Annotated in this window: 23 protein-coding genes; 10 read left to right on the plus strand and 13 right to left on the minus strand. The window is 35.5% G+C overall.

Annotated features, from left to right (window positions below):
• Positions 1-92: 92 nt before the first annotated feature.
• The 7 genes from H8R24_RS00070 to H8R24_RS00100 all read left to right on the plus strand — a co-directional run bounded on the left by H8R24_RS00070 (position 93) and on the right by H8R24_RS00100 (position 7,093).
• Positions 93-929 (plus strand): DUF6929 family protein, encoded by an 837-nt coding sequence (locus tag H8R24_RS00070; RefSeq protein ID WP_187016543.1) that lies wholly within the window; start codon positions 93-95, stop codon positions 927-929.
• Positions 929-1,516, plus strand: a complete 588-nt coding sequence (locus H8R24_RS00075; RefSeq protein WP_187016544.1) for a phospholipid scramblase-related protein — start codon at positions 929-931, stop codon at positions 1,514-1,516. Before H8R24_RS00070 ends, H8R24_RS00075 begins: the two co-directional genes overlap by 1 nt.
• Positions 1,517-1,568: 52 nt before the next feature.
• Complete coding sequence (locus H8R24_RS00080) at positions 1,569-2,258, plus strand: CPBP family intramembrane glutamic endopeptidase (RefSeq protein WP_187016545.1); 690 nt, start codon at positions 1,569-1,571, stop codon at positions 2,256-2,258.
• A gap of 82 nt (positions 2,259-2,340) precedes the next feature.
• Positions 2,341-3,057: a 3-ketoacyl-ACP reductase gene (locus tag H8R24_RS00085; protein ID WP_187016546.1), complete on the plus strand. Its 717-nt coding sequence runs from the start codon at positions 2,341-2,343 to the stop codon at positions 3,055-3,057.
• A gap of 425 nt (positions 3,058-3,482) precedes the next feature.
• Positions 3,483-3,983: an RNA polymerase sigma factor gene (locus tag H8R24_RS00090; RefSeq protein WP_187016547.1), complete on the plus strand. Its 501-nt coding sequence runs from the start codon at positions 3,483-3,485 to the stop codon at positions 3,981-3,983.
• A gap of 2 nt (positions 3,984-3,985) precedes the next feature.
• Positions 3,986-4,909, plus strand: coding sequence for a hypothetical protein (locus H8R24_RS00095; RefSeq protein ID WP_187016548.1), 924 nt, complete (start codon positions 3,986-3,988; stop codon positions 4,907-4,909).
• 39 nt (positions 4,910-4,948) lie between these two features.
• Positions 4,949-7,093, plus strand: a complete 2,145-nt coding sequence (locus H8R24_RS00100; RefSeq protein WP_187016549.1) for a vWA domain-containing protein — start codon at positions 4,949-4,951, stop codon at positions 7,091-7,093.
• Between the two features lie 156 nt (positions 7,094-7,249).
• Here the strand turns inward: H8R24_RS00100 and mtaB are convergent, their stop codons facing one another.
• Positions 7,250-8,578 (minus strand): tRNA (N(6)-L-threonylcarbamoyladenosine(37)-C(2))-methylthiotransferase MtaB, encoded by a 1,329-nt coding sequence (gene mtaB, locus H8R24_RS00105; protein ID WP_187016550.1) that lies wholly within the window; start codon positions 8,576-8,578, stop codon positions 7,250-7,252.
• Between the two features lie 121 nt (positions 8,579-8,699).
• On the opposite strand from mtaB, the gene H8R24_RS00110 reads away from it, so the two are divergent.
• Complete coding sequence (locus tag H8R24_RS00110) at positions 8,700-8,951, plus strand: hypothetical protein (protein ID WP_187016551.1); 252 nt, start codon at positions 8,700-8,702, stop codon at positions 8,949-8,951.
• Positions 8,952-9,359: 408 nt separating this feature from the next.
• On the opposite strand, the gene H8R24_RS00115 is transcribed toward H8R24_RS00110, so the two are convergent.
• From H8R24_RS00115 to H8R24_RS00150, 8 genes are all read right to left on the minus strand, one after another.
• The gene (locus H8R24_RS00115) at positions 9,360-10,157 is read right to left on the minus strand and encodes a Cof-type HAD-IIB family hydrolase (RefSeq protein ID WP_187016552.1); all 798 of its coding nucleotides are present in this window, start codon (positions 10,155-10,157) and stop codon (positions 9,360-9,362) included.
• A gap of 91 nt (positions 10,158-10,248) precedes the next feature.
• Complete coding sequence (locus H8R24_RS00120; protein ID WP_187016553.1) at positions 10,249-10,467, minus strand: DUF2007 domain-containing protein; 219 nt, start codon at positions 10,465-10,467, stop codon at positions 10,249-10,251.
• A 76-nt stretch (positions 10,468-10,543) separates the two neighbouring features.
• Complete coding sequence (locus H8R24_RS00125) at positions 10,544-11,209, minus strand: DEAD/DEAH box helicase (RefSeq protein WP_187016554.1); 666 nt, start codon at positions 11,207-11,209, stop codon at positions 10,544-10,546.
• Positions 11,210-11,290: 81 nt separating this feature from the next.
• Complete coding sequence (locus H8R24_RS00130; protein ID WP_187016555.1) at positions 11,291-12,454, minus strand: sigma-54-dependent transcriptional regulator; 1,164 nt, start codon at positions 12,452-12,454, stop codon at positions 11,291-11,293.
• Between the two features lie 168 nt (positions 12,455-12,622).
• The gene (locus tag H8R24_RS00135; RefSeq protein WP_187016556.1) at positions 12,623-13,939 is read right to left on the minus strand and encodes an ABC transporter permease; all 1,317 of its coding nucleotides are present in this window, start codon (positions 13,937-13,939) and stop codon (positions 12,623-12,625) included.
• Between the two features lie 31 nt (positions 13,940-13,970).
• A complete protein-coding gene (locus H8R24_RS00140; protein ID WP_187016557.1) occupies positions 13,971-14,894 on the minus strand; it encodes an ABC transporter ATP-binding protein in 924 nt (307 codons plus the stop codon).
• A gap of 161 nt (positions 14,895-15,055) precedes the next feature.
• The gene (gene dnaJ / locus H8R24_RS00145) at positions 15,056-16,183 is read right to left on the minus strand and encodes a molecular chaperone DnaJ (RefSeq protein WP_187016558.1); all 1,128 of its coding nucleotides are present in this window, start codon (positions 16,181-16,183) and stop codon (positions 15,056-15,058) included.
• Between the two features lie 46 nt (positions 16,184-16,229).
• Entirely contained in the window at positions 16,230-16,808 is a 579-nt protein-coding gene (locus tag H8R24_RS00150; RefSeq protein WP_187016559.1) for a nucleotide exchange factor GrpE, read from the minus strand.
• 454 nt (positions 16,809-17,262) lie between these two features.
• Here H8R24_RS00150 and H8R24_RS00155 point away from each other — a divergent pair, with 454 nt between their 5' ends.
• Positions 17,263-17,808 carry a DUF1003 domain-containing protein gene (locus tag H8R24_RS00155; RefSeq protein ID WP_187016560.1) on the plus strand — a complete coding sequence of 182 codons (546 nt, stop codon included), beginning with the start codon at positions 17,263-17,265 and terminating at the stop codon, positions 17,806-17,808.
• 89 nt (positions 17,809-17,897) lie between these two features.
• On the opposite strand, the gene hisS is transcribed toward H8R24_RS00155, so the two are convergent.
• On the minus strand, positions 17,898-19,268 hold the full coding sequence (gene hisS, locus H8R24_RS00160; RefSeq protein ID WP_187016561.1) for a histidine--tRNA ligase: 1,371 nt from the start codon (positions 19,266-19,268) through the stop codon (positions 17,898-17,900).
• Positions 19,269-19,396: 128 nt separating this feature from the next.
• Positions 19,397-20,566, minus strand: a complete 1,170-nt coding sequence (locus H8R24_RS00165) for a peptidase associated/transthyretin-like domain-containing protein (RefSeq protein ID WP_187016562.1) — start codon at positions 20,564-20,566, stop codon at positions 19,397-19,399.
• Between the two features lie 143 nt (positions 20,567-20,709).
• Between H8R24_RS00165 and H8R24_RS00170 the strand changes: the two genes are divergently transcribed.
• Positions 20,710-21,951 carry an ABC transporter permease gene (locus H8R24_RS00170; protein WP_187016563.1) on the plus strand — a complete coding sequence of 414 codons (1,242 nt, stop codon included), beginning with the start codon at positions 20,710-20,712 and terminating at the stop codon, positions 21,949-21,951.
• A gap of 12 nt (positions 21,952-21,963) precedes the next feature.
• Here the strand turns inward: H8R24_RS00170 and prmC are convergent, their stop codons facing one another.
• Both prmC and H8R24_RS00180 read right to left on the minus strand, forming a co-directional pair.
• Positions 21,964-22,815 carry a peptide chain release factor N(5)-glutamine methyltransferase gene (prmC, locus tag H8R24_RS00175; RefSeq protein WP_187016564.1) on the minus strand — a complete coding sequence of 284 codons (852 nt, stop codon included), beginning with the start codon at positions 22,813-22,815 and terminating at the stop codon, positions 21,964-21,966.
• Between the two features lie 48 nt (positions 22,816-22,863).
• Positions 22,864-23,349 (minus strand): GNAT family N-acetyltransferase, encoded by a 486-nt coding sequence (locus H8R24_RS00180; RefSeq protein ID WP_187016565.1) that lies wholly within the window; start codon positions 23,347-23,349, stop codon positions 22,864-22,866.
• Positions 23,350-23,358: the final 9 nt, after the last annotated feature.

Here is a 23,358-nt window from a genome sequence, read left to right on the forward strand (position 1 = left end):
TTCGTTGCAATCTTTTTAGCTGCCAAAAAAAGCAGCTAAAAAGGATTTTCACTACTATCCGGGCTAGGGCATCCGTTTTTACAATAACAACAATGGGCAATTTTACACTCGAATTACTATTCCACATCATCGGCATCGGTTCAGCATCAGGACTTTTATACAAAGACAACAACCTACTAATCATAGGCGATAACAGTAGCTTTTTATACGAATACCATCTAGAATCCAAAACCTTAAACCAATATCCGCTACTAGCAAATCCTGCTGTAAACATTCCTAAAAGCGAGAAACCCGACTTTGAGTCCCTCACACAATTCCAAGACACCGTTTACGTTTTAGGATCAGGATCTACACCCAAACGAAATGCCATGATCGAATTTGATACCAATCAAAAAAAGAAAATAGCCACTAACAACCTAGCCGATTTGTATGCTGTAATGCAAAGTTTTGCAAGCATAAAACCCGAAGACTTCAATCTAGAAGGCGCCGTTTACGATGGCGAAAACTGGTATTTATTCAACCGAGGCAATGGTGCTTCAAACCAAAACACCGTTTTTACCATTCATGCCAAAAAACTGAGTGAAGAATTCAGTTTAGTGTCTAATGACTACAAACTACCCAAAATAAAAGGCATTCGATCCAGTTTCACCGATGCCGTTCTAGTCAACAACAATCTTTATTTTTTATCCACTGTCGAAGACACTCCTTCCACTTATGCCGATGGAGCAATACTTGGCAGCTTCATAGGCTGCATCAACCTTGAAACTATGAAGGTCGATTTTACTAAAAAAATCAGCTCAACTCAAAAATTTGAAGGCATCACAGTGTACAAAAACACAACTGACAGTATTGAATTCCTTCTTTGCGAAGACAAAGATACCGAAGAACTAAAAACAGCTATTTATAAACTAACCTTAACAAAAAAATAATGAATGCACTATTAAACAAAAGTCTATTTCTAGTAAAAGAGCACCTTGGCATTTTTAAAGCGGCTAACAATTATGATATTTACGACCCTGCTACTAACGAACTTATTTTAAATTGTAGAGAACACAATCTGGGTTTCTTTTCTAAAATCATTCGTTTTACAAAATACAAAAAAATGACTCCTTTTTACCTTGAAATCACAACGGTTTCGGGCGAAAAAATAGTAAGTATGAAAAGACCCACTACCTTTTTTAGATCGGATGTTGAAGTTTTTAACGAAAAAGACCAACTTATTGGCCTTTTCAAACAAAAATTCTGGTCCATGGGAGGCAAATTCGAAGTAACAGATCAAAACGGTAAACCGGTTTGTGTATTACAAGGAAAATGGACAGGTTGGGAATTCAAACTATCACAAAACAATAAAGAACTCGCTCAAGTTAGCAAGAAATGGAACGGATTAGGGAAAGAACTTTTTACCTCTGCCGATAATTATGTTTTACAAATTAACGATACCGTACCACAAGATCACAAAGACCGAAAGTTGATTCTTGCCGCTGTGCTATGCATTGACATGGTGCTTAAAGAATAATAAACAATAAGCAACAATTACGCGACAATCGCATTGAATTCTAATAACACTCATGAATAATTACCCACAGTCAACCAAAAAATCAACCTTAATAAGCGGTATTGTATCCCTGCTACTGATCTTGTTTGCAGGAACTTTTCTATTACCTAAATTACAAGACATTGGTATTCCTTATGAAACAGTACTCTACATTTCTCGGTTTTTTATTTGGTTTTGCCTAGCAATCCTTTTTCTTTTCTCCTTTTATATAGAAAAACAACCTTTTTTACTCTACAAGGAGCAGGTATACCCCTTATCTTATTACTTCAAATCAGTTGTAAAAACAATGCTAATTTTAATAGCAGCGTTATTCTTCGTTTCATTACTAATAAAAGCAATTGGGTATCCTGTTGAAAGCGAGAAAATGAATCAGATTATGAAAATATTCAAGAACAATATCCCTTTAATTGCGTTCACCTGTGTCACCGCTGGTATTACTGAAGAACTACTGTTTAGAGGCTACCTCACGCCACGGCTAGAAATACTACTCAAAAACAAATACGGAGCAATAGTACTTTCCAGCATACTATTCGGACTCTTGCATTACAGCTACGGAACATTAATACAAATGATAGGACCATTTACCATCGGATTGGTTTTTGCTTTGCATTATAATAAATACCAAAACATTAAAATTGTAATAATTTGCCACTTCCTTTGGGATTTTATGGTGCTCCTAATTAAAAATGGGCAACTGCATTAACTTTAAGGATTTTTTCACATTCCCTTTTCTTTAAAAAAATTAGAATGGGCTAACTTTGCTACTAACATATAAAATTGACACAATGACGGATTTAAAAAATAAAAATGCACTAATCACCGGTGCCGGAAAAGGAATCGGAAAAGCAATTGCTTTGGCATTAGCCAAAGAAGGCGTGAACGTAATATTGGTGGCCAGAACACAAGAAGAAATAGACAATGTAGCTGCAAAAGCTCGTTCATTAAGAGTAAAATCGCTAGCGATAACTGCTGATGTAGCCGACATTAATTCAGTAAACACAGCAGTTGAAAAAGCAATTGCCGAATTTGGCACTATCGATATCTTGATCAATAATGCAGGTATTGCAGCTTTCGGGAAATTCTTAGAACTAGAACCTACCGCTTGGGAGCGCATCATTCAAGTGAATTTAATGGGAACCTATTATATGACACGCGCCGTTTTACCTAATATGATCGAAAGACAAACGGGAGACATCATCAATATCTCATCGACTGCAGGATTAGCAGGAAACGCTTTAACAAGTGCTTATAGTGCTTCAAAATTTGCTGTTTTGGGATTAACCGATTCGTTGATGCAAGAAGTTCGCAAACACAACATTCGCGTAACAGCATTAACGCCAAGTACTGTTGCTACAGACATGGCCAAAGATTTGAAACTTACTGACGGAAACCCCGACTCTGTAATGCAAGCCGAAGATATGGCCGATTTGATTATTGCACAATTGAAACTTAATCGTCGTGTATTTATCAAAAACAGTAGCATTTGGTCTACTAACCCGTAATCTATCTCGCGAAACTTCGCAATAAAGATACAAAGGTTCACAGTGTTTAGTATTTAAACGCTGTGGACCTTTTTTTTTGTAGCAAAAGGCAAATTTAAAGGGTAATTTCAAAATAGCAAACGAAACCTTTTGTCTCGCTGAAAGCGTCTCAGCAAAGTTTCTCACCTGATGTGAGACGCTTTCAGCGAGACAAACTTTGGAGATTAGTTTTGAGGTTAAGTCAATAGTCAAACTCAAAAATCAATTTCAGGAACAAAACTTAAATGATGAATGCTTAACGCAAATCATCAATCGTTAACTGTTAATCAAAAATCATTAATTTATTTTTTTTTCACTCCCCTCCCAACCTTTTTGACTAAATTACTCTCTATACTAGTAAAGACACTATTGTGATAAACGAAAATCTAATATTAGCGTGTAAAAAAATGCAGCGAGACGCCCAGCGTCAGGTGTATGAACTACTGTCACCCAAGCTATATGCAACCTGCAAACGCTATTTGAAAAAAGAAGAAGAAATCGAGGAAGCCTTGGCGGATGCTTTTTTTATACTATTCACCAAGTTGGATCAACTGAAAGAAATTGGCGCTTTTGAAGCTTGGGCTCGCAAAATTGCTGTGAACCAATGTCTGGCCACTATCAAAAAGAAAACCAACTTTAATATGTATTTGGACGATGTCAGCACTATTGCATTGCCGTTTACTGAGGAAGACACCCACCTTGAAGAAGAAGATTTATTGCAGTTACTCAACCAAATTCCGGACGGATGCAAAACGGTTTTCAATCTTTTTGTGATTGAAGGCTACGGACACAAGGAGATTGCCACAATGCTTCAAATTTCTGAAGGTACCTCCAAATCGCAACTGAATGCGGCCAAAACCAAGTTGAAAGAATTAGTGAACAACCTGTATTACAAAAAATCGAATTAGTCATGGACAATCAAGATAAATTATTTAACCAAATCAAACAAGCTGCTCACCAAGCCGAGGATCAACCCTTTGCAGGCATGGATAAGGTATGGGCACGTGTGGATGAGAAACTAGACCAAGAAGCCTTGGTTACCAAAACTAAGGTTTGGAAAAAAGTGGCGATTGCAGCTTCGGTATTATTAGTGGTTTCATTGGGATACCAATTGACCAAAACAAACACAGCTGTTCCTGTAATTGAAAAATCGGTCGTGGTTCAAGAAGCGACAACCACCGAACCTACTGATCAAAAAATAGGGACCTCCACTTTACTCGATACTTTAAAAATTAAAAAAGCTATTGAAGAACAAACTCAAATCGCAACGGCTACAACAATCCAAAAAACAGAAGCTGTAGCTGTTCAAGAGCCAAAACTTGAACTATCCGATAAGGCTATCGTACACGAAAAAGCGATTCTAGCCCGACAAAGTCAAGCCAAAAGCAGCAACCGTTTTAACCGAGGTACTATTTATGAAGCCAAAGAGGTAGAAAGTGCATATGAAACTCAAGTCGCACGAGCAGCGGTAGCCGAAGTTCAAAAAGCACCTGCAAACAATGCACCACTAGTAGTTATAAATGACGCTCTAGTCTCTAGCAAAAAATACAAATCAGTGATGGACGCCAAGAATTCATTAACTGATACGTATGAAGACGAATTGGAATCACTAGTTGTGCTAGACGAACCACTCTATATTATCAATGGCGTTGAGTACAGCGAGGAATCGTTGTTTGGGCAACATCCAACGAGTCCGTATGCGCCTTTGAGTAAACAAAAAATTGAATCACTCACTGTACTACAAAATGAAAAAGCCATTGAAAAATATGGTGAAAAAGGTAAAAAAGGAGTCGTAATTATCAGTACTAAAAACGGAAAACCACTACCGAAATAATTCAGAACATACAATACTAACATTCTAAAAAACAACATTATGAAAAGTCTAAAACTTCTTTCATTAGCCATTGCTATGCTTTTTTCTGTCCTAACATTTGGACAAGAAATTACGATTACAGGAACCATCACAGATGAATCACAACTGCCCTTGCCAGGCGCCAATGTGACAATTAAAAACACTAAAAAATCGACACAAGCAGATTATAACGGACACTACAGCATTACAGCCAAAAATGGTGAACTACTAGTTTTTGCTTACATAGGTTACAATTCGAAAACCATAAAAATCACCAACCAAACAACCATTAACGTACAGCTCGAGGCGTCTGAAGCCAGATTAGAAGAAGTAGTCGTCGTGGGGTATGGTATTCAGAAAAGGAAGGCATTTACTGGATCGGTTTCACGATCTGTTCTTCAAGATTCAAAGAGTTATGCACCAAATTCGGTTCCCAATGCCTTGCAAGGGCGAGTTGCAGGAGTACAGATTACACATGCGAATAATTCGCCATCACCTGTAATCATTAGAGGAGTAGCCTCTGTCAATGCAGCTCAGCCTTTGTATGTAGTGGATGGGGTACCGTACACGAGCGAACCAAAATTAAATCCGCAAGACATTGCTTCGGTGGATGTTATAAAAGACGCAAGTGCAACAGCAATTTATGGCACAAGAGGTTCGAATGGCGTCATAATCATTTCGACCAAAAACCAACAATACAAAGGTCTAACTGAAAAAGAGTTGAAAAAAGAACTGGAGAAATTAAATATCAATCCAATAGCTGCACCAACTCCCAACCAAGAAGATTATGAGAGTTTTGTTGAAAACCAATTTGAATCACCAAAAAGCGCACCGCTGTCGACCTTTTCTATTGATGTGGACAATGCCTCTTATACCAACATTCGCCGCATGATCAACAACGGCCAAGCAGTCCCTAAAGATGCCGTGCGTATTGAGGAGATGATGAACTTTTTTAAATACAACTATCCACAGCCTACGAACGAAGACCCTTTTTCGATCAATACCGAATACAGCAACTGCCCATGGAATCCAAAACACCAACTGTTAAAAATAGGACTGCAAGGAAAAAACATTCCCACAGATGATTTACCAGCGTCCAACTTGGTTTTCTTGATTGATGTTTCGGGATCCATGAGCGATGCCAATAAATTACCCTTATTGAAACAATCTTTTAAAATTTTGGTCAACGAATTGCGTAAAGAAGATAAAGTTGCCATTGTGGTATACGCAGGCGCTGCAGGCTTGGTCTTGCCTCCTACCCCTGGCGACCAGAAGAAAACGATCCTAAATGCTTTGGACAAATTACAATCTGGTGGTAGCACTGCTGGTGGTGCCGGAATTGAATTGGCTTACACTACCGCAGCAGAAAACTTCATCAAAGGAGGAAATAACAGAGTCATACTAGCAACCGACGGAGATTTTAACGTGGGAAGCTCTGCAAACAAAGACATGGAAACTTTGATCGAAGAAAAAAGAAAATCTGGTGTGTTTTTGACTTGTTTGGGTTACGGAATGGGGAATTACAAAGACAGTAAAATGGAAATTTTAGCCAACAAAGGCAACGGAAACTATGCGTACATCGACAACATTCAAGAAGCCAATCGTTTTTTGAGTAAGGAATTCAAAGGTTCGATGTTTGCGATAGCCAAAGATGTAAAGATCCAGATTGAATTCAACCCAAAGCACGTGCAATCGTACCGCTTGATTGGGTACGAAAACCGAAAATTACGTCCCGAAGATTTTAAAAATGACGCCATTGACGCAGGAGAATTGGGGAGCGGACATACGGTGACAGCGCTATACGAAATCATTCCAACCGGTACTGAAAGTGATTACGTGGCGTCTGACTTGAAATACTCGGTTACACCAACCAATACGTCTATTTTCAGCAACGAGCTGGCTACTATTAAATTTAGATACAAAAAACCAGAGGGCGAAAAAAGTATCGAAATGGTAACCACAATAGCAAACCAAGTTGCAAAAAACACGTCAGCTGATTTTAAATTTAGTAGTGCCGTGGCTTGGTTTGGATTGAAATTAAGAGATTCAAAATTGGTTTCAAACAAAAATACAGCAGCTATTGAAACTTTGGCAAATGCTGGATTATCTGATGACAAAGGTGGCTACCGCGCTGAGTTCATCCGATTAATTGAAGCGTTGCTATAGAACAGTAAAAAACAGTAAGGGATTAAGAAAATTAAGCGTAAAACTTAATAAACTTAATCCCTTACTGATTTTAAAGCTGATATCACTTCTATTTTTAAGTCATCGAAATTGAAGCTCTAAATGATTTAAAATGAATACCACTAATATATTAAAAGATTAAACTTCTACCTCAATAAATTCCATACGCACACTTCCATCCTCATCAATATGAGTCAGGTTTATAGGATGCAACGTATTTACCAATTCTGGATTCCAAGGTGTTTTTACTTTCACGTAATTCTCGGTAAAACCGTGAATATATCCTTCTTTATTTTCACTTTCAAATAAAACCGTTCTATTACTCCCTAGTTGGCTTTCATAAAAAGCACGACGTTTTTTAACCGATAATCCACGTAACATTTTACTTCGTTTTGAACGTACATTCGCAGCAACAACACCGGACATATCAGCAGCTTCTGTATTATCTCGTTCTGAATACGTGAAAACATGTAAATACGAAATATCCATTTCATTCAAGAAATGATAGGTTTCTAAGAAATGTTCATCTGTTTCTCCTGGAAAACCAACAATCACATCCACACCAATACAGGCATGTGGCATCACTTCACGTATTTTATTCACACGCTCCGTGTACACTTCACGTTGGTAGCGACGCTTCATTAATTTCAAGATTTCGTTACTTCCTGATTGCAACGGAATATGAAAATGAGGCACAAAAGTTCTACTTTTCGATACAAATTCAATTGTTTCGTTTTTCAATAAATTAGGCTCGATAGACGAAATTCGCAAACGCTCAATTCCTTCCACTTTATCTAATTCTTGCACTAATTCAAGAAAAGTATGCTCGTGTTTTTTATTCCCGAATTCCCCTTTTCCGTAATCGCCAATATTCACACCGGTAAGAACAATCTCTTTGATATTTTGTTTCGAAATCTCAGAGGCATTCTTCAACACATTCTCCAATTCGTCCGATCGCGAAATTCCTCTCGCTAGCGGAATCGTACAGTAGGTACATTTATAATCGCAACCATCTTGCACTTTCAAGAAAGCACGTGTTCTATCACCAATAGAGTAACTCCCTACATAAAAATCAGCTTCGGATATCTCGCACGAATGCACTTCGCCCATATCATTCTTGGACAAATCGTTGATATAATCAGTAATTTTAAATTTTTCTGTAGCTCCTAGTACTAAATCTACACCATCAACTGCAGCTAGTTCTTCGGGCTTTAATTGGGCATAACAACCTACCGCTGCCACAAAAGCTTTATTATTTAGCTTCATCGCTTTTTTAACGACTTGTTTGAATTGCTTATCGGCATTTTCCGTCACTGAACAGGTATTAATGACATACATGTCAGCCACTTCTTCAAAATCGACACGATCAAAACCTTCATCTTGAAAATTACGTGCAATTGTTGATGTTTCTGAAAAGTTCAGCTTACATCCCAGCGTGTAGAACGCTACTTTTTTTCTGTTTTCCATAAGTAAATTCAATTTAATGAAATCGTTGTCAAAAAAATTGAGTGTGCAAATTTACAAACAATATTCTGTACTTTAAAGCTGATATTTATTTATATTTATAGTACCTATAATTAACAGTAACATGATACAATCAACTCAATTACAAATAGAAAAACTAAATTTGATTGAAAAAATAATTCATATCGAAGATGAAAATCTTATTGCATATTTGAATGCTATGTTATTAGAGAACACAAACGAATACAAACTTTCAGTAGAAGACCTTAGTACTATTGAAGAAAGCCGTTCTAAGTATTTATCAAGCGAAGACAAAGGAAAAAGTTGGGATGAAGTAAAAAGCAACTTACTTAAAAAAAGAGATGAAAGGCTATAATTTAATCTTTTCCACAAAAGCCGAAAATCAAACCGAAGAAGTGTTTTTTCATTACAATTTAATTTCTGCCAAAATAGCCGATAATTTATTAATTCAGTTACAAGATTGTATCAATTCAATACAGAAAGACCCAAAGCTATTTCAGACAAGTAGCTATTAAAAAAACATACATTGTAGTCTATTCAATCGAAAACAAAAGCAACATTGTCATTTTATCTGTTTTTCATACCAATAGAAACCCCGATAAAAAATTCAAATAGAAACCTATATGTGCTATAGAAATAAAAAAAGAACGCATTAATCACAGAGTTACTGCACACAAAAAAACCATTAAGAAATCAATTGCAATCAAGATCAACTCTTAACTATCCTTAATTTCTTAATGGTTCAATTAAACTTTAAAAGATTCTAAGCCAATATAAAACGTCTCACCACCTCAGCAACGCCGTGGTTATTATTTGAAGCCACAATAACATCGGCTTTGTCTCTTAACTCAGGATCAACGTTGTCTACCCAAACTCCTAATCCGGCATATTCAATCATTGTTAAATCGTTACCCGCGTTACCCACAGCAATAATCTCTGACTGTAGCACACCTAGTTTTTCGGCTAGGAATTTAATGCTAAAACCTTTGTCTATTCCGTTTTGGGCTACTTCTAGAAAGAAAGGTTTAGACATACAAACACTTAAATGTGGCATTGCCAATTTTAAGTCTTTCTCTACTTCCTTTAAATAAGCAGGTTCTTCTAATAAAATACATTTAATAGCTGAAGACTGCACTTCGGCTTTAAAACTAGCTACTTTATTATGTTCTAAACCAGTTATGTTTTTTTCGATATCAATGTATTCCGAATCTGTTTCACTCACAATTTTCCCGCCTACGTAGGTAATAATATGAGTCTTGCTTGTAACGCTATAATCGTACAACTCATGAATTTGTTGCTGACTAAGTGTTTGTTCGAATATGATTTTATCTTCTTTTAAATCTGAAATTACAGCTCCATTATACGAAATCATATAAGAATCATGCAAGTTCAACTCTTTGGCGTAAGTAATCATTGCAGGAGTTGGCCTTCCTGAAGCCAAAACTACATGAACACCCAATTCCTGAGCTTTAGCAAGCATTTCCTTATTCTCAACTGACACTTCGTGGTTGTCATTCAACAAGGTATCATCCATGTCTAAGACTAGCATTTTGTATTTCATGTCCATTTTTTATCTATCATTCATCTCGACTTGACAACTCGTATGGCACTAAAACCTCCGAGTGAGCGCAGTCAATAACAATTTAATCCGTTTATAAATTCATTTTAAAATCCTCAATGATCTTATGAATTTTCCCAAATTCAGTTTCTTGAACAAACAATTCAACTGCTTGACCATAACTACCAAAACCTGCCAATCTAGCCGATTGAATGTTGTCTTTCTGTACAACATCTACTCCAATTTCTTCGATTTTTTCTTTCAAAGCAATCGCTAAAATTTCACTTCCCGAAAACACTTTCATTAATCCCATAATAATTTTATTTTTTTGTTTAATGTTTAAAAGTTTTCATCGCATGTACGTTGAAAATTTTACACAGCATTATTTTTTAATTATTTTCGCTTTCGTCCTCATCTTCTTCCTCCTCGTCTTCATCTCCGTAATCTTCAAAATCGAATTCATACGGTTCAACTAACATTTTATCTGCTAATGATTCGATACGTTCTGTTATTTCGGTAGCAAAAATAATACGTTGTGTTTTAGCGATACTACTTGAAATACGCATAATCTTAGTTTCATGACGCAAGCGCAACATTGGGTCGGCATCGTCAATGATGAACATTTTTAAACGGTTTACATTGTATCCTGCTGTAGACAACATATTGCTTAATTTATTAGGAGTTCCTATCAATACATCGCAACCACCTGAAATATAGTTTTTGTCATAATCCATGTCGCCCTTATCATGCACCCCAAAAACAGTCAAATCGGTATGTTTACCGTACTTCTCAAACATACTTAACAGTTCTAATACTTTGTCTTTATCGGCAACAACTATCAAAGCTCGTGGAGATTGCTCTCCTTCCTTCACTAATTGCTGAATCACATTGATCACAATTGTTGTTGTTTTTCCGCTTCCTGCTGGTGCAATTATCAAACAATCGGCACCACTTTTTAAAGTTGAAAAAGTCTCTTGTTGCATGGCGTTTGCTTCTGTTAAGCCATTCTCAATCAAAGATTCTTTTAAACCTTCGTTAATTTTTTTTAATTTCATTTCTATTGTATTGAAAGATTAAAAAATTGAAAAATTGAAATCAAGTACCAATCTTTGCCCTTTTAAATCGTTAAATTTATTTTATTTTGACGCGAACAATTTCACATCATTTTCGGAAATCTCGCTTCCACCAAGGATTATTAAACGCTCCACTACATTTCGTAATTCGCGAATATTTCCCGTCCAATCATATTCTTGCAATAACTTCACGGCATCTTTAGAAAACTTTTTGACCGCTGTTCCTTGCTCTGTTGCTATTTTATTGGCAAAATGAGCAATCAACATTGGGATATCATCGCGTCTATCATTTAATGAAGGTACTTTGATCAAAATCACTGCTAATCTATGGTACAAATCCTCGCGGAAACGCCCTTCGGCAATTTCTACTTTTAAATCTTTATTGGTTGCTGCTACTACTCGTACATCTACCTTTATATCCTTATCGGCACCTACTCTAGTGATCATGCTCTCTTGCAAAGCGCGCAACACTTTGGCTTGAGCCGAAAGACTCATATCTCCAATTTCATCCAAGAAAATAGTTCCTTTATCTGCAGCTTCAAATTTACCTGCGCGGTCTTTCACTGCCGAGGTAAATGCTCCTTTTACGTGACCAAAAAGTTCGCTTTCGATCAATTCACTTGGGATTGCAGCACAGTTTACCTCGATTAAAGGGAAATCGGCTCTATCGCTTTTTTCATGTAATTGATGCGCTACTAATTCTTTTCCGGTTCCGTTAGGTCCTGTGATTAAAACTCTCGCTTCGGTTGGGGCTACTTTATCAATCATCACTTTGATGTGATCAATTGCTTCGCTTTCGCCAATCATTTCGTAGTTCTTACTGACTTTTTTCTTTAAAATCTTGTTTTCAACTACGAGTTGTTTTTTGTCTAAGGCGTTTCGTACTGTGTTTAATAAACGGTTTAAATCTGGTGGTTTTGAAATATAATCAAAAGCGCCCAAACGCATTGTATTGATAGCTGTTTCCATATCACCGTGACCAGAGATCATGACCATTGGAATTTCGGGCTTTATTTTCTTTACTGCTTCTAGCAACTCTACACCATCCATCTTTGGCATTTTGATGTCGCATAAAACCAGATCGTAATCATTGTTTTTTATTTTTTCAAAACCTATGACACCATCCTCGGCATCTTCTACTTCATAGGTTTCACTTTCTTCTGATAGTATTTTTGTAAGTACTCTTCGAATTGCTGCTTCGTCTTCTATAATTAGTATTTTAGGCATATTCTTTGTTTTTTTGTGGGTATTTGTAGGTTTTAATTTGTACAAATCGCCCTATTATTGCTACTCTATTTTTAACCCTGATTGCAGTGGAAATCCTTTTTTAAGACGCTTTTTTTTTGCGACTTAAAAAAGATTGTAGCGGAAAGCAGGAAATAGTTCCAAATTATTTTAATACTTAAGCCATTTGTACAACTCTCTCCATGTTGGTTTTTTGCCGTACATTAATATTCCGACTCTATAAATCTTAGCCGCAAACCAAACTACTGCAAAGAATGTGGCGAATAATAGTGTGACTGATATTGCGATTTGCCACAAAGGTACGCCAAACGGAATGCGCATTAACATGACGATGGGCGATGTGAGCGGAATCATGGAGAAAACGACTGCGATTGTGCCATGTGGATCATTCATTACGCTAAAGAAACCCACGTAAACACTTAGCATTAATGGCATGATGATAGGTAGTAAAAATTGCTGTGAGTCGGTTTGATTGTCTACTGCTGCACCAATTGCTGCATAAAATGAACTGTATAGAAAATACCCTCCAATGAAATAAACGATAAAACCAAGGAGAATATTAGCAATGGGTAAATTCCATAATTCCTTGATATACGTTTGGGCTGTACTAGCAAATTCTTGCTGTGCTTGATGCATTAATTCGGGTGGCAATTTGGCAGTTGGTCCTACATTGACACCAAAAAATAGTGAAGCGGCAAACATTAACGAAAGTCCAATTACGGCCCAAATTACAAACTGTAAAATTCCCGCCAAGGAAGTTCCGATGATTTTACCAATCATTAACTGGAATGGTTTGACCGATGAAATGATGATTTCTATGATGCGATTTGTTTTTTCTTCGATTACAGAACGCATGACCATATTGCCATAAATGATAATGAACATCATGATTAGGTACCCAAATCCACCACCAATAGCGATTTTAATTTCGTTGAGTCCTTTCACGCTTTGCTCTCCTGAGGCTTTGGCCAATTTAATATTAACTACAGATTGTGCTTTTTTAATAGCCAAAGTATCCAGTTGCGCTTGTACTAGATTGATATTGGTGATTTTATTGCCTATGACATTTTGCACTTTTTCTATAAAAGAAATACTAGGACTGCTGTTTGATATAAATTGAATATTGCTTTCAAAATCAGCACGATTGGTTGTTTTTGGAATAAGTAAAAGCCCTTCGTAGCCTTCGGATGTGATGCTGTCTTTTAATACTTGTGTATTGACCAAAGTCAAATCGAGGTATTTATATTCGCCTTTTTTATTGTTTTCGGCAATGAAATCTTTGACAAACAAACCGGACTCGTCATGAATTGCGATTTGTTTTGTCTCTGCTTTCATCGAACTTAAATAACCTACAAATGCGGCGATCCCAACAAATAATAGCGGACTTAAAAAAGTCATTACAATAAAAGACTTATTGCGGACTTTAGCAATAAACTCTCTTTTTATGATTAATGAAATGATGCTCATTTTTAATTTAGAATTTAGGATTTAGCAAAAATTATTTTCCGCTTACAGATTGAATAAAAATATCATTTACTGTTGGTATTTTTTCGACAAAATGAGTGACTTGCCCGCGTTGTGTTAATACGTGCAATAATTCATTTGGTAAAGCGGTACCTAATTGTATTTCTAGTTTCAACTCCTTGTTTAAGGATTTAAAATTTGCAGGTCCTACAGTGAATTTTTGTGTAATGTCATACATCAAGCCTTCTACGTTATCGGATAAAATTCCAACCTCGTAACTATTGGTTTTAAACTGCCTTTTTACATCGACAAGCTTCCCCTCTAATAACTTATTTGATTTGTGTATTAACGCAATGTCATCACATAATTCCTCGACGCTTTCCATACGGTGTGTCGAAAAAATAATAGTAGCTCCTTGTTCTTTCAAAGCCAGAATTTCCTCTTTGATCACATTAGCATTAACGGGGTCAAAACCAGAGAAAGGCTCATCAAAAATCAACAATTTGGGTTTATGCAAAACACAAACGACAAACTGAATTTTTTGGGCCATTCCTTTAGAAAGTTCTTGAATTTTCTTGTTCCACCAACCTTGAATTCCTAATCTATCAAACCAATAATCCAATTGTTTTTTGGCCTCAGCTTTGGACAAACCTTTCATTTGTGCCAGATACAAACATTGCTCCCCTACTTTCATACTAGTATACAAGCCTCTTTCTTCTGGAAGGTAGCCTATATATTGCACGTGTTTGGGTTGGAGTTTTTCGCCATCAAGAATAATCTCGCCGCGATCTGGAAATGTAATTTGATTTATAATTCGGATTAATGATGTTTTCCCGGCCCCATTAGGACCTAATAGTCCATAAATACTGCCTTTAGGAACCGATAATGAAACTTCGTTAAGCGCTACATAATCACCGTATTGCTTCACTACTTTATTAACTTCAAGTAAAATACTCATGCTGGTTTTTGAATTTATTTCATCGGCTGGACTCGATATTGTCTAGCGCATGTAAAAGTAAATAATTAGAAGTGAAATAGTCTAAAATGTTCCATAAAAAAACCCACCCTTGATTTCATACAAGGATGGGGGATCTATTTAATTTTTAACCTTTTAAAAATTTAAGAAAACATATCTTTTACTTTCTCAAAAAACGATTTATCTGATTTTTCAGGATTTGGAACAAAGTTCTCATCTTCCATATTTTTTTCAAAAAACTGCTTTTGTTCTTTGTTTAAGGTTTTTGGAGTCCAAACATTTACATGAACCAGTAAATCACCGCTTCCGTAACCGTTGATACTTGGAATTCCTTTTCCTTTTAATCTTAAAATTTTTCCAGATTGAATTCCTTCTTCTAGTTTGATACGTACTTTACCATTGATGGCTTCAATATCTTTAGAGATTCCAAGAACCGCTTCGGCAAAGCTTATATACAAATCATAGTGTAAATTTTCTCCTTCACGTTTCAACAAATCGTGCTCTAACTCTTCGATAGCAACAATTAAATCACCTGGAACACTGTTCCCTGGTGCATCATTTCCTTTATTAGAAACTTTTAATTGCATGCCATCAACTACTCCGGCAGGGATTTTTATCGAAACTGTTTCATCCTCAAGAATCATTCCTTGTGCATCAGCTTCAGCAGGTTTTTTGTCTAAAATTTGACCAGAACCACCACAAGTAGGACAAGTAGACGCCGATTGCATTCTACCCAAAATTGTATTAGTCACACGCATTACCTGCCCTTGACCGTTACAAGTAGAACACGTTCTATACGATACGCCAGGCGCTTGTACTTTACGTTTTACTTTTACTTTTTTCTCTACACCATTAGCTACTTCTTCCAAAGTTAATTTTACTTTGATTCGAAGGTTGCTTCCTTTGGTTCTACGTTGACCTCCGCCACCGCCACCAAATCCGCCACCACCACCAAAGGCGCTACCGAAAATGTCACCAAATTGACTAAAGATGTCATCCATATTCATCCCACCATGATGACCACCGCCACCACCAAAACCGCCTGATCCATCAAAAGCTTGATGACCGTATTGATCGTACTTGGCTTTTTTACCAGCGTCACTTAAAACTTCGTAAGCTTCTGCAGCTTCTTTAAATTTCTCTTCTGCCGATTTGTCTCCAGGATTTTTGTCAGGATGAAATTCTAAGGCTTTTTTTCTGTAGGCTTTCTTAATAGCAGCAGCATCTGCTCCCTTTGAAATACCTAATATCTCGTAAAAATCTTTTTTCATTTTATTTTTTTTGAATGCTATAGAAGTGAAAAATTATTTTTTTCAATTATTGTCCAATTACAACTTTTGGAAAACGAATAATTTTATCTCCCAATTTATATCCTTTTTCAAGAACATCAACAATTTTACCTTTCATACTATCCGAAGGTGCTGGAATTTGTGTAATTGCCTCTGCAAAGTCAGCATCAAATGCGTCACCTGCTTTTACATCAACTACTTCTAATCCTTTACCTACTAGAGTACTTTTTAGTTTTTCATGAATAAGCTCAACCCCTTTCATTAGTACCTCATCCTCAGATTTAGCTATTTCAATAACCGCTCTGTCAAAATCATCCAAAACAGGAAGCATCACTAACAAAACTTCTTGATTTGCTGTTTTAAACAACTCAATGCGCTCTTTAGTCGTTCTGCGTTTGTAATTTTCAAACTCAGCAAATAAACGTAAATATTTGTCTTTTTCTTTTGCTAAATCTTGCGCTAATTGCTCTTCAACACTTAATTCTTCAGCAACAACTTGCTCATCATTAGTTGTATTATCCACATTTACATCCTCAATTTTTGGATCCATTTCTGTATTTTCAGTAGCCATATTGCCTGTGTTTTTAAAAATATTCTTAAACTTCATTTTTTTCACTTTTCTTTGGATTGCAAAAGTACTGCCAAATCTTATAAAATGTCAAATTGTCATTGTTTAATTTGAAGCTATTTTTTTAATGGTCTATTTTGTTGTATTTACTCTTTGTGAAAACTAAATTTTAATATAATTTTAAGAGTATATATGATTTCATTTATTTAAGTTTGTTACCGGTTCAAATTTAAAAATATTTGAGATTTGCAACTGTACAATTATTAATTCGTGATTACCTCATATCAGAAAAAGCTTTGTTTACTAAAACAAAGCTTTTTTTATGCCTATTTTGTAAAAAATAGATATCCATACTTACACTCATTTTTTGAACTTTCGAACTATTTTAATCGAAAAAGAAAGATAATTAGCCGCTACTAAGCAATTATCGGAATTCTTTTTATAATCTTGTTTATGATTGTAGCACTACTCAAACTTCTAAACAATAACCACAATGAATAAAGACGCTAAAACATTATTAAATTCAGAGACAGCACAGCTTGCTAAGCTTCAAAAAATTGTACAACAAACAATTGACGACGAAAAATTAATCATCAATAATCTACTTAATCCTCCAGAGGATGTACTTACAAGAGGGCAAAAAATATCCGATAAAGTAGCTCGTTTTGGCGGAAGCTGGGCTTTTATCATTTCGTTTTTTATTATTTTATTTGTGTGGATTTTGATCAACACAATTACTCCTGTCAAAGACAATTTCGACCCCTATCCCTTTATTCTAATGAATCTAATCCTGTCTTGTATTGCCGCCCTGCAAGCGCCCGTTATCATGATGAGTCAAAATAGAGTCGAAGAAAAAGACCGAGTTCGCAGCGAAAACGATTATTTAATCAATTTAAAAGCCGAGTTAGCGATTAGAGCCCTACATGAAAAAATGGACTTATTATTGGAGGAACAAATCAAAGTATTATTTGATAGTCAAGCCAAACAACTGGACATCTTAAAATCGATCGAAAAGAAACTTAACACAAAACAAGCTTAGTATTTCAAAACAATACGCACAAAAAAAACAGTAGTAAAACTAAGTTCACTACTGTTTTTTTTTATATATATTTACAACGATCGCAATTATTACAATAATCGTTGCTTTAACCCTTCAAGATCGAGAGAAACTTGCTCTCCTGTAACTAAGTTTTTAAGCGAATACAAATTAGCTTCCATTTCATTTTCTGCTGCAATTACCGCATACGGAATGGCGCGTTTATCTGCGTGCTGAAACTGTTTTGCCATTTTTACAGCATCAGGATAGAGCTCTACTTTTATACCTGAAGCTCGTAGTTCTTTTATGGCTTTCATGGCGTAAAAAGAGGTTGCATCATTGTAATTAAGAAACAACGCTTTTGTAGAGGCAGTAACCGTTTCTGGAAATAAGTTAAGCTCTTCAACTACCAAATAAATTCGATCTAAACCAAAAGAAATCCCTACACCACTCATGTTTTTCAATCCAAAGATTCCCGTCAAATCGTCATAACGACCACCGCCACCTATAGAACCCATGGCAACCGTTTTTGGCGGAGCAACTTCAAAAATAGCTCCTGTATAATAATTAAGTCCGCGTGCCAGTGTTACATCTAAGTCTAGAATTGCTGATGACAAACCAAGCGCCATAACCTTCTCACAAATAAATCGCAACTCCTCTACTCCTTTCATCCCTTCGGCAGAAACTGCCAAAAGTTGTGATAATTTTTCTATTTTTTCTGAAATCGTTCCTGTAAAATTGAACAAAGGTTGCACTTTTGCAATAGCCGCCTCATCAATTCCTTTTTCGATCATTTCCTTTTTTACTCCGTCCTCCCCTATTTTATCAAGTTTATCCAAAGCTACCGTAAAATCGATCAATTTATCGGATGCTCCAATTACCTCAGCAATTCCAGATAAAATTTTACGATTATTAATTTTTACGATTACTCCCTCTAAACCTAAAGCAGTAAAAACAGTGTCATATAGTTGCACTAGTTCAACCTCTTGCCATAACGATTTTGAACCTACGACATCGGCATCACATTGAAAAAACTCTCTAAAACGTCCTTTTTGAGGGCGATCGGCACGCCATACAGGCTGGATTTGGTATCGTTTAAAAGGAAACTCGATATCATTTTGGTGCTGCACCACATATCTTGCAAACGGTACTGTCAAATCATAACGCAACGCTTTCTCTGATATGCTAGACGTCAACTTCGTACTGTCTTTGCTTTCTAAGTGAGTAACATTGGCTTTCGCCAAATAGTCGCCAGAGTTTAATATCTTGAAAATCAAACGATCTCCCTCTTCTCCATATTTCCCCATCAATGTATCCGAGTTTTCAAAAGAAGGGGTTTCGATCGGTTGAAAACCAAATTTCTCAAAATTGCTTTTGATAATCTGCATGATATATTGACGTTTTGCCACCTCAGTAGGTGAAAAATCTCTTGTTCCTTTAGGTATACTTGGTTTTGATGCCATTACAATAAGTTATGAATTTTAAATGATAGATTATGAATTTTAAACTAAACTGGATTTTTAAGGTCGCTGTTTTTTATTTTAACTTCATAAATAGGATTGCAAATATCTTATTTTTTAAATAAAAAATTTTAGAAATTCCCTATTATCTCAAATTCCTTCTTTTTATCTTTATTTTGAGATACTTTTTTCAAAAAAACTTTTAATTCTGTTGTAAGTGGTAGTTGATTTTGATTGTTCCAAAACTCGGCCGAATAAGGAAACTTGGCTTTAAATATATCTTTATCAACAGCAAAATTTGATTCAACCTTATCATAACTAATTGCGTTGGTTATAAAATAGTCCATAGTAAAATCAATATAAACTGCTTTTTTATCTTCTTTATTTCTCAAAACTTCTAACTGAGTGTTAAGCTTTGAACTTTTTAAATAATATTTATTTAAAACTTCGTTTTTACCGTAACTAACAAATCTTTCGTATTTAGTATTTCTATAGCGCGTACTCGATAAGGTAAATTTTACATAAGGTATTTGATCCGGATCGTCATACAATGATATATAATGCTCCACGATCGTATAATCATTTTTATTGATGATAAAATAACCTTTTAATATTTGCCCCCAACTATTTTTTTCTTTTGCTTCAAACAGTATTTTTCGAAAATCAACATCGTTATAAACTACCTCCGTAAAATTTGTGTTCTCTCGTATTGGTAGTGGCGGACTAAAAAACTGATTGAAGTCCGGCAATGTAAAATCAATAGCATTCTTTTTTTCGAACAAACTAGTCTTTCTCATGTTTACAACTTCGATATCATAAGGCTTCTTTGAGTTGTCATACTTCCCTCTTTTTCCCTGAATATCTTGTAAAATAATAATACTATCCTCTTTTTTAAGTACACTTCTTAAAAAGAAATTAACTGTATACTCCTTGATGAAATTATCATTCATTTTATCATATACTTTTTTCATAAAAGGCTCAACATTCGAAACAAGTACTTCATCTAATACAAAAGCTTTGGATTCCATAAAAATAGTGTCCTTTTTTGCAATACTATCGAAAGTAGTTTTAATGGAATTATAACCCAACAAATTAAAATTAATTTCATTTTTGCTCGAATTAAAAACAAAAAAACCTTCTTGATTAGTTGATGAGTTATCAATATCATTAGAAACACTAACATTTTCTAAAGGAGATTTTGTCTCTTTATCAACAATCAATCTATTAATTTTAAAAACCTGCGCACGTCCAATATTGCTAATAAAAACAATCAAACAAAGTGTAAAAAAGATATTTTTCATTTTTTTTAAAATATGTGAATTTCAAGAAGTGCAAACTCCTTAAAAGTATGATTTTCCTACAACAAATATCAACTTTTTTAAATAAAAAATACTTCTTCTAAAACAAACTTGTAACAAAAATTGTATTTTCGTGTCAAACTTGTATGATGCTAAATTTATTCAAAGAAAATGTTCGAATTGCAGTTGGTTCTATTAGAACGCAATTATTGCGTACAATACTCACCGTTTTAATCATTGCAATAGGAATTACAGCCCTAGTAGGGATACTAACAGTAGTATCCGCTTTAGAAAATACAATCTCCTCTGATTTTGCATCAATGGGAGCCAATACTTTTAATATCAATCAATACGAAAACACAACCCGTAGACGTGGTGAAGATCGAGAGATTATCAATCCTATAATCTCCTATCCTGAAGCCGTAGCTTTTAAAAATAAATACAAATACCCTTTTACAGAAACCTCGCTATCCTTCACAGCAACATCTAAAGCCGAAGTAAAATTTGAAGCAACAAAAACTGACCCTGAAATTTCAGTAGTGGGCGTTGACGAACATTTTATTACCAATTCTGGTTTAGAAACAAGCTTAGGACGAAATTTTAATGGTTTTGATATTTCAAACAACACCTATACTTGTATCGTAGGATCTGATTTTCAAAAAGGACTTTTAAAAGACATCAATCCAATAGATAAAATTATTTCTATCCGTGGTGCCCGTTTTAAAGTTATTGGAGTACTAAAAGAAAAAGGCTCCACTTTTGGCAACAGCCAAGATTTACGAGTTTTAATTCCTATTCAAGTGGCGCGCTCTTTATTTACTGCGCCCAATATCAATTACACCATGAGCGTCATGGTGTCTAAAAAAGAATTACTGGACCAAGCCATCGACAACGCAAACAGCACCATGCGTAGAGTGCGAAAACTGAGTCCGTTAAAGGACAATAATTTTGGCGTTGTTCGATCTGATGATTTGATTAATCGAATTCTAGGGATTACTAAATATCTAGGATTGGCCTCATGGTTAATTGGTATCATCACCATCCTTGGTTCGTCGATCGCATTGATGAATATTATGATCGTTTCAGTAACAGAACGCACAAGAGAAATTGGTGTTCGAAAAGCGTTGGGTGCCAAAAAAAGCACCGTTGCTATTCAATTTTTTATAGAAACCTTACTAATAGGGCAACTGGGTGGATTAATGGGGATTATTTTTGGAATCCTAATTGGATATGGAATCGCAACGGCTATGGATTTTGCTTTTGTAATTCCTTGGGTTGCCATTTTCGCAGCCTTTTTAACTAGTTTTATTGTAGCAATTATCTCTGGGTTATATCCTGCAATAAAAGCATCAACACTAGACCCAATCGAGGCATTGCGATACGAATAAAATATTTTTCAATTAGATATTACTTTTTGTCATTCGATCGTTTCCGTAAATATCTTTACGCAGTTCAATGTTTTTAAAATTCAAGTTTTGCAATAACCCAATCATTTCTTTTCCTAGGTATTGATTGATTTCAAAAAACAATAAGCCGTTTGGAGCTAAATTTTTCAAACCCAATTCGGCTATTTTTTTATAAAAAATCAAAGCATCTGTATCTTCGACAAACAACGCCAAGTGCGGCTCGTTGTCTAAAACATTCTTTTTAATCTCTACCTTTTCTAAATTCCGAACATACGGAGGATTCGAAACAATCACATCAAACTCTTGCAATAAATCATCTGTTTCAAGAATATTTTGATGGATAAAAGTAACATCCACTGTATTTAATGCTGCATTTTTTTTGGCTGTAGCCAAAGCTTTTTCGGACACATCAACTGCATAAACCTGAGCGTTTGGAATATTCTTAGCCAATGAAATAGCGATGCAACCGCTTCCCGTACCAATATCTAAAATTCGCAACGGCGAATTGTTGTTCAACTTTTGTACTTCAATAATCCATTCGACTAATTCTTCGGTTTCTGATCTCGGAATCAATACATTTTCATTCACTTCAAAATCCAAACCATAAAAACTAGTTTTGCCTAATAAATACTGAACCGGAATTTCCAGTTTCAACTGATCCAAAAGCGCATTCCAAATCACAATTTCATCTTGAGACAAAACCAAATCAGGCTGTAAGGCTAAATCAATTCTTTTTAATTGCTGCTTCTGTTCGAGAATGAGATAGAAAAAACTTTCCGCCTCATCCTCTCCATGAATTGGCGACAAGCTAGTTATGAATTGTGTTCTGTATTCTTTAATTTTCATTGCTTTGTTTATTGCTTTTGTAAAGGCATAAAATTATTTCTTGCTGTCTTATAGTTTTTTCAACATCCAAACCGGACAAGAAGTATGTCCCGTAGCTCCCATAGGACCATCAATGTATTCGAAACCTACTTTTTTATATAATTTTTGAGCATCTAGCATATAAGGCATTGTTTCTAGATAACAGTTTTCAAAGCCCAACTCTTTGGCCGTTTGCAAACAAATAGTCATCATTTGACTACCAATACCTAAACCACGAGTTTCGGGAGCAAAATACATTTTTTGCAGCTCACAAATAGACGCTGCTTCGTTTTCTAGTGGTGCTACGCCCGCTACTCCTACTACGCGACCTTGACTTTCAACTACAAAATAAGCCGATTTTGGTTTGCTATATTCCTCATACATCAGGTCTAAATAGGGATCCGCATAAGCGGTTCCTACTTTTGGGATATTCAATTCATCAAAAACAGAGCGAATTAATTGTGCAACTCCTTGATTGTCCTTTTTTTCTATTTTTCTAATGACCCAGTTTTCCATTATTGATAA

The sequence above is a fragment of the Flavobacterium muglaense genome, assembly GCF_014305155.1.
GTDB classification, from domain to species: Bacteria; Bacteroidota; Bacteroidia; order Flavobacteriales; family Flavobacteriaceae; genus Flavobacterium; species Flavobacterium muglaense.

Excerpts from the sequence above, each read along its gene's own strand:
- mtaB (WP_187016550.1), bottom strand. The coding sequence starts at position 8,578 with ATGGAAAACAGAAAAAAAGTAGCGTTCTACACGCTGGGATGTAAGCTG.
- H8R24_RS00120 (WP_187016553.1), bottom strand. The coding sequence starts at position 10,467 with ATGGGATTAATGAAAGTGTTTTCGGGAAGTGAAATTTTAGCGATTGCT.
- H8R24_RS00140 (WP_187016557.1), bottom strand. The coding sequence starts at position 14,894 with ATGAGTATTTTACTTGAAGTTAATAAAGTAGTGAAGCAATACGGTGAT.
- H8R24_RS00125 (WP_187016554.1), bottom strand. The coding sequence starts at position 11,209 with ATGAAATTAAAAAAAATTAACGAAGGTTTAAAAGAATCTTTGATTGAG.
- H8R24_RS00090 (WP_187016547.1), top strand. The coding sequence starts at position 3,483 with ATGCAGCGAGACGCCCAGCGTCAGGTGTATGAACTACTGTCACCCAAG.
- H8R24_RS00070 (WP_187016543.1), top strand. The coding sequence starts at position 93 with ATGGGCAATTTTACACTCGAATTACTATTCCACATCATCGGCATCGGT.
- H8R24_RS00155 (WP_187016560.1), top strand. The coding sequence starts at position 17,263 with ATGAATAAAGACGCTAAAACATTATTAAATTCAGAGACAGCACAGCTT.
- dnaJ (WP_187016558.1), bottom strand. The coding sequence starts at position 16,183 with ATGAAAAAAGATTTTTACGAGATATTAGGTATTTCAAAGGGAGCAGAT.
- H8R24_RS00100 (WP_187016549.1), top strand. The coding sequence starts at position 4,949 with ATGAAAAGTCTAAAACTTCTTTCATTAGCCATTGCTATGCTTTTTTCT.
- H8R24_RS00130 (WP_187016555.1), bottom strand. The coding sequence starts at position 12,454 with ATGCCTAAAATACTAATTATAGAAGACGAAGCAGCAATTCGAAGAGTA.
- prmC (WP_187016564.1), bottom strand. The coding sequence starts at position 22,815 with ATGAAAATTAAAGAATACAGAACACAATTCATAACTAGCTTGTCGCCA.
- H8R24_RS00135 (WP_187016556.1), bottom strand. The coding sequence starts at position 13,939 with ATGAGCATCATTTCATTAATCATAAAAAGAGAGTTTATTGCTAAAGTC.
- H8R24_RS00150 (WP_187016559.1), bottom strand. The coding sequence starts at position 16,808 with ATGAAGTTTAAGAATATTTTTAAAAACACAGGCAATATGGCTACTGAA.
- H8R24_RS00165 (WP_187016562.1), bottom strand. The coding sequence starts at position 20,566 with ATGAAAAATATCTTTTTTACACTTTGTTTGATTGTTTTTATTAGCAAT.
- H8R24_RS00095 (WP_187016548.1), top strand. The coding sequence starts at position 3,986 with ATGGACAATCAAGATAAATTATTTAACCAAATCAAACAAGCTGCTCAC.
- H8R24_RS00075 (WP_187016544.1), top strand. The coding sequence starts at position 929 with ATGAATGCACTATTAAACAAAAGTCTATTTCTAGTAAAAGAGCACCTT.
- H8R24_RS00180 (WP_187016565.1), bottom strand. The coding sequence starts at position 23,349 with ATGGAAAACTGGGTCATTAGAAAAATAGAAAAAAAGGACAATCAAGGA.
- hisS (WP_187016561.1), bottom strand. The coding sequence starts at position 19,268 with ATGGCATCAAAACCAAGTATACCTAAAGGAACAAGAGATTTTTCACCT.
- H8R24_RS00085 (WP_187016546.1), top strand. The coding sequence starts at position 2,341 with ATGACGGATTTAAAAAATAAAAATGCACTAATCACCGGTGCCGGAAAA.
- H8R24_RS00110 (WP_187016551.1), top strand. The coding sequence starts at position 8,700 with ATGATACAATCAACTCAATTACAAATAGAAAAACTAAATTTGATTGAA.
- H8R24_RS00080 (WP_187016545.1), top strand. The coding sequence starts at position 1,569 with ATGAATAATTACCCACAGTCAACCAAAAAATCAACCTTAATAAGCGGT.
- H8R24_RS00170 (WP_187016563.1), top strand. The coding sequence starts at position 20,710 with ATGATGCTAAATTTATTCAAAGAAAATGTTCGAATTGCAGTTGGTTCT.
- H8R24_RS00115 (WP_187016552.1), bottom strand. The coding sequence starts at position 10,157 with ATGAAATACAAAATGCTAGTCTTAGACATGGATGATACCTTGTTGAAT.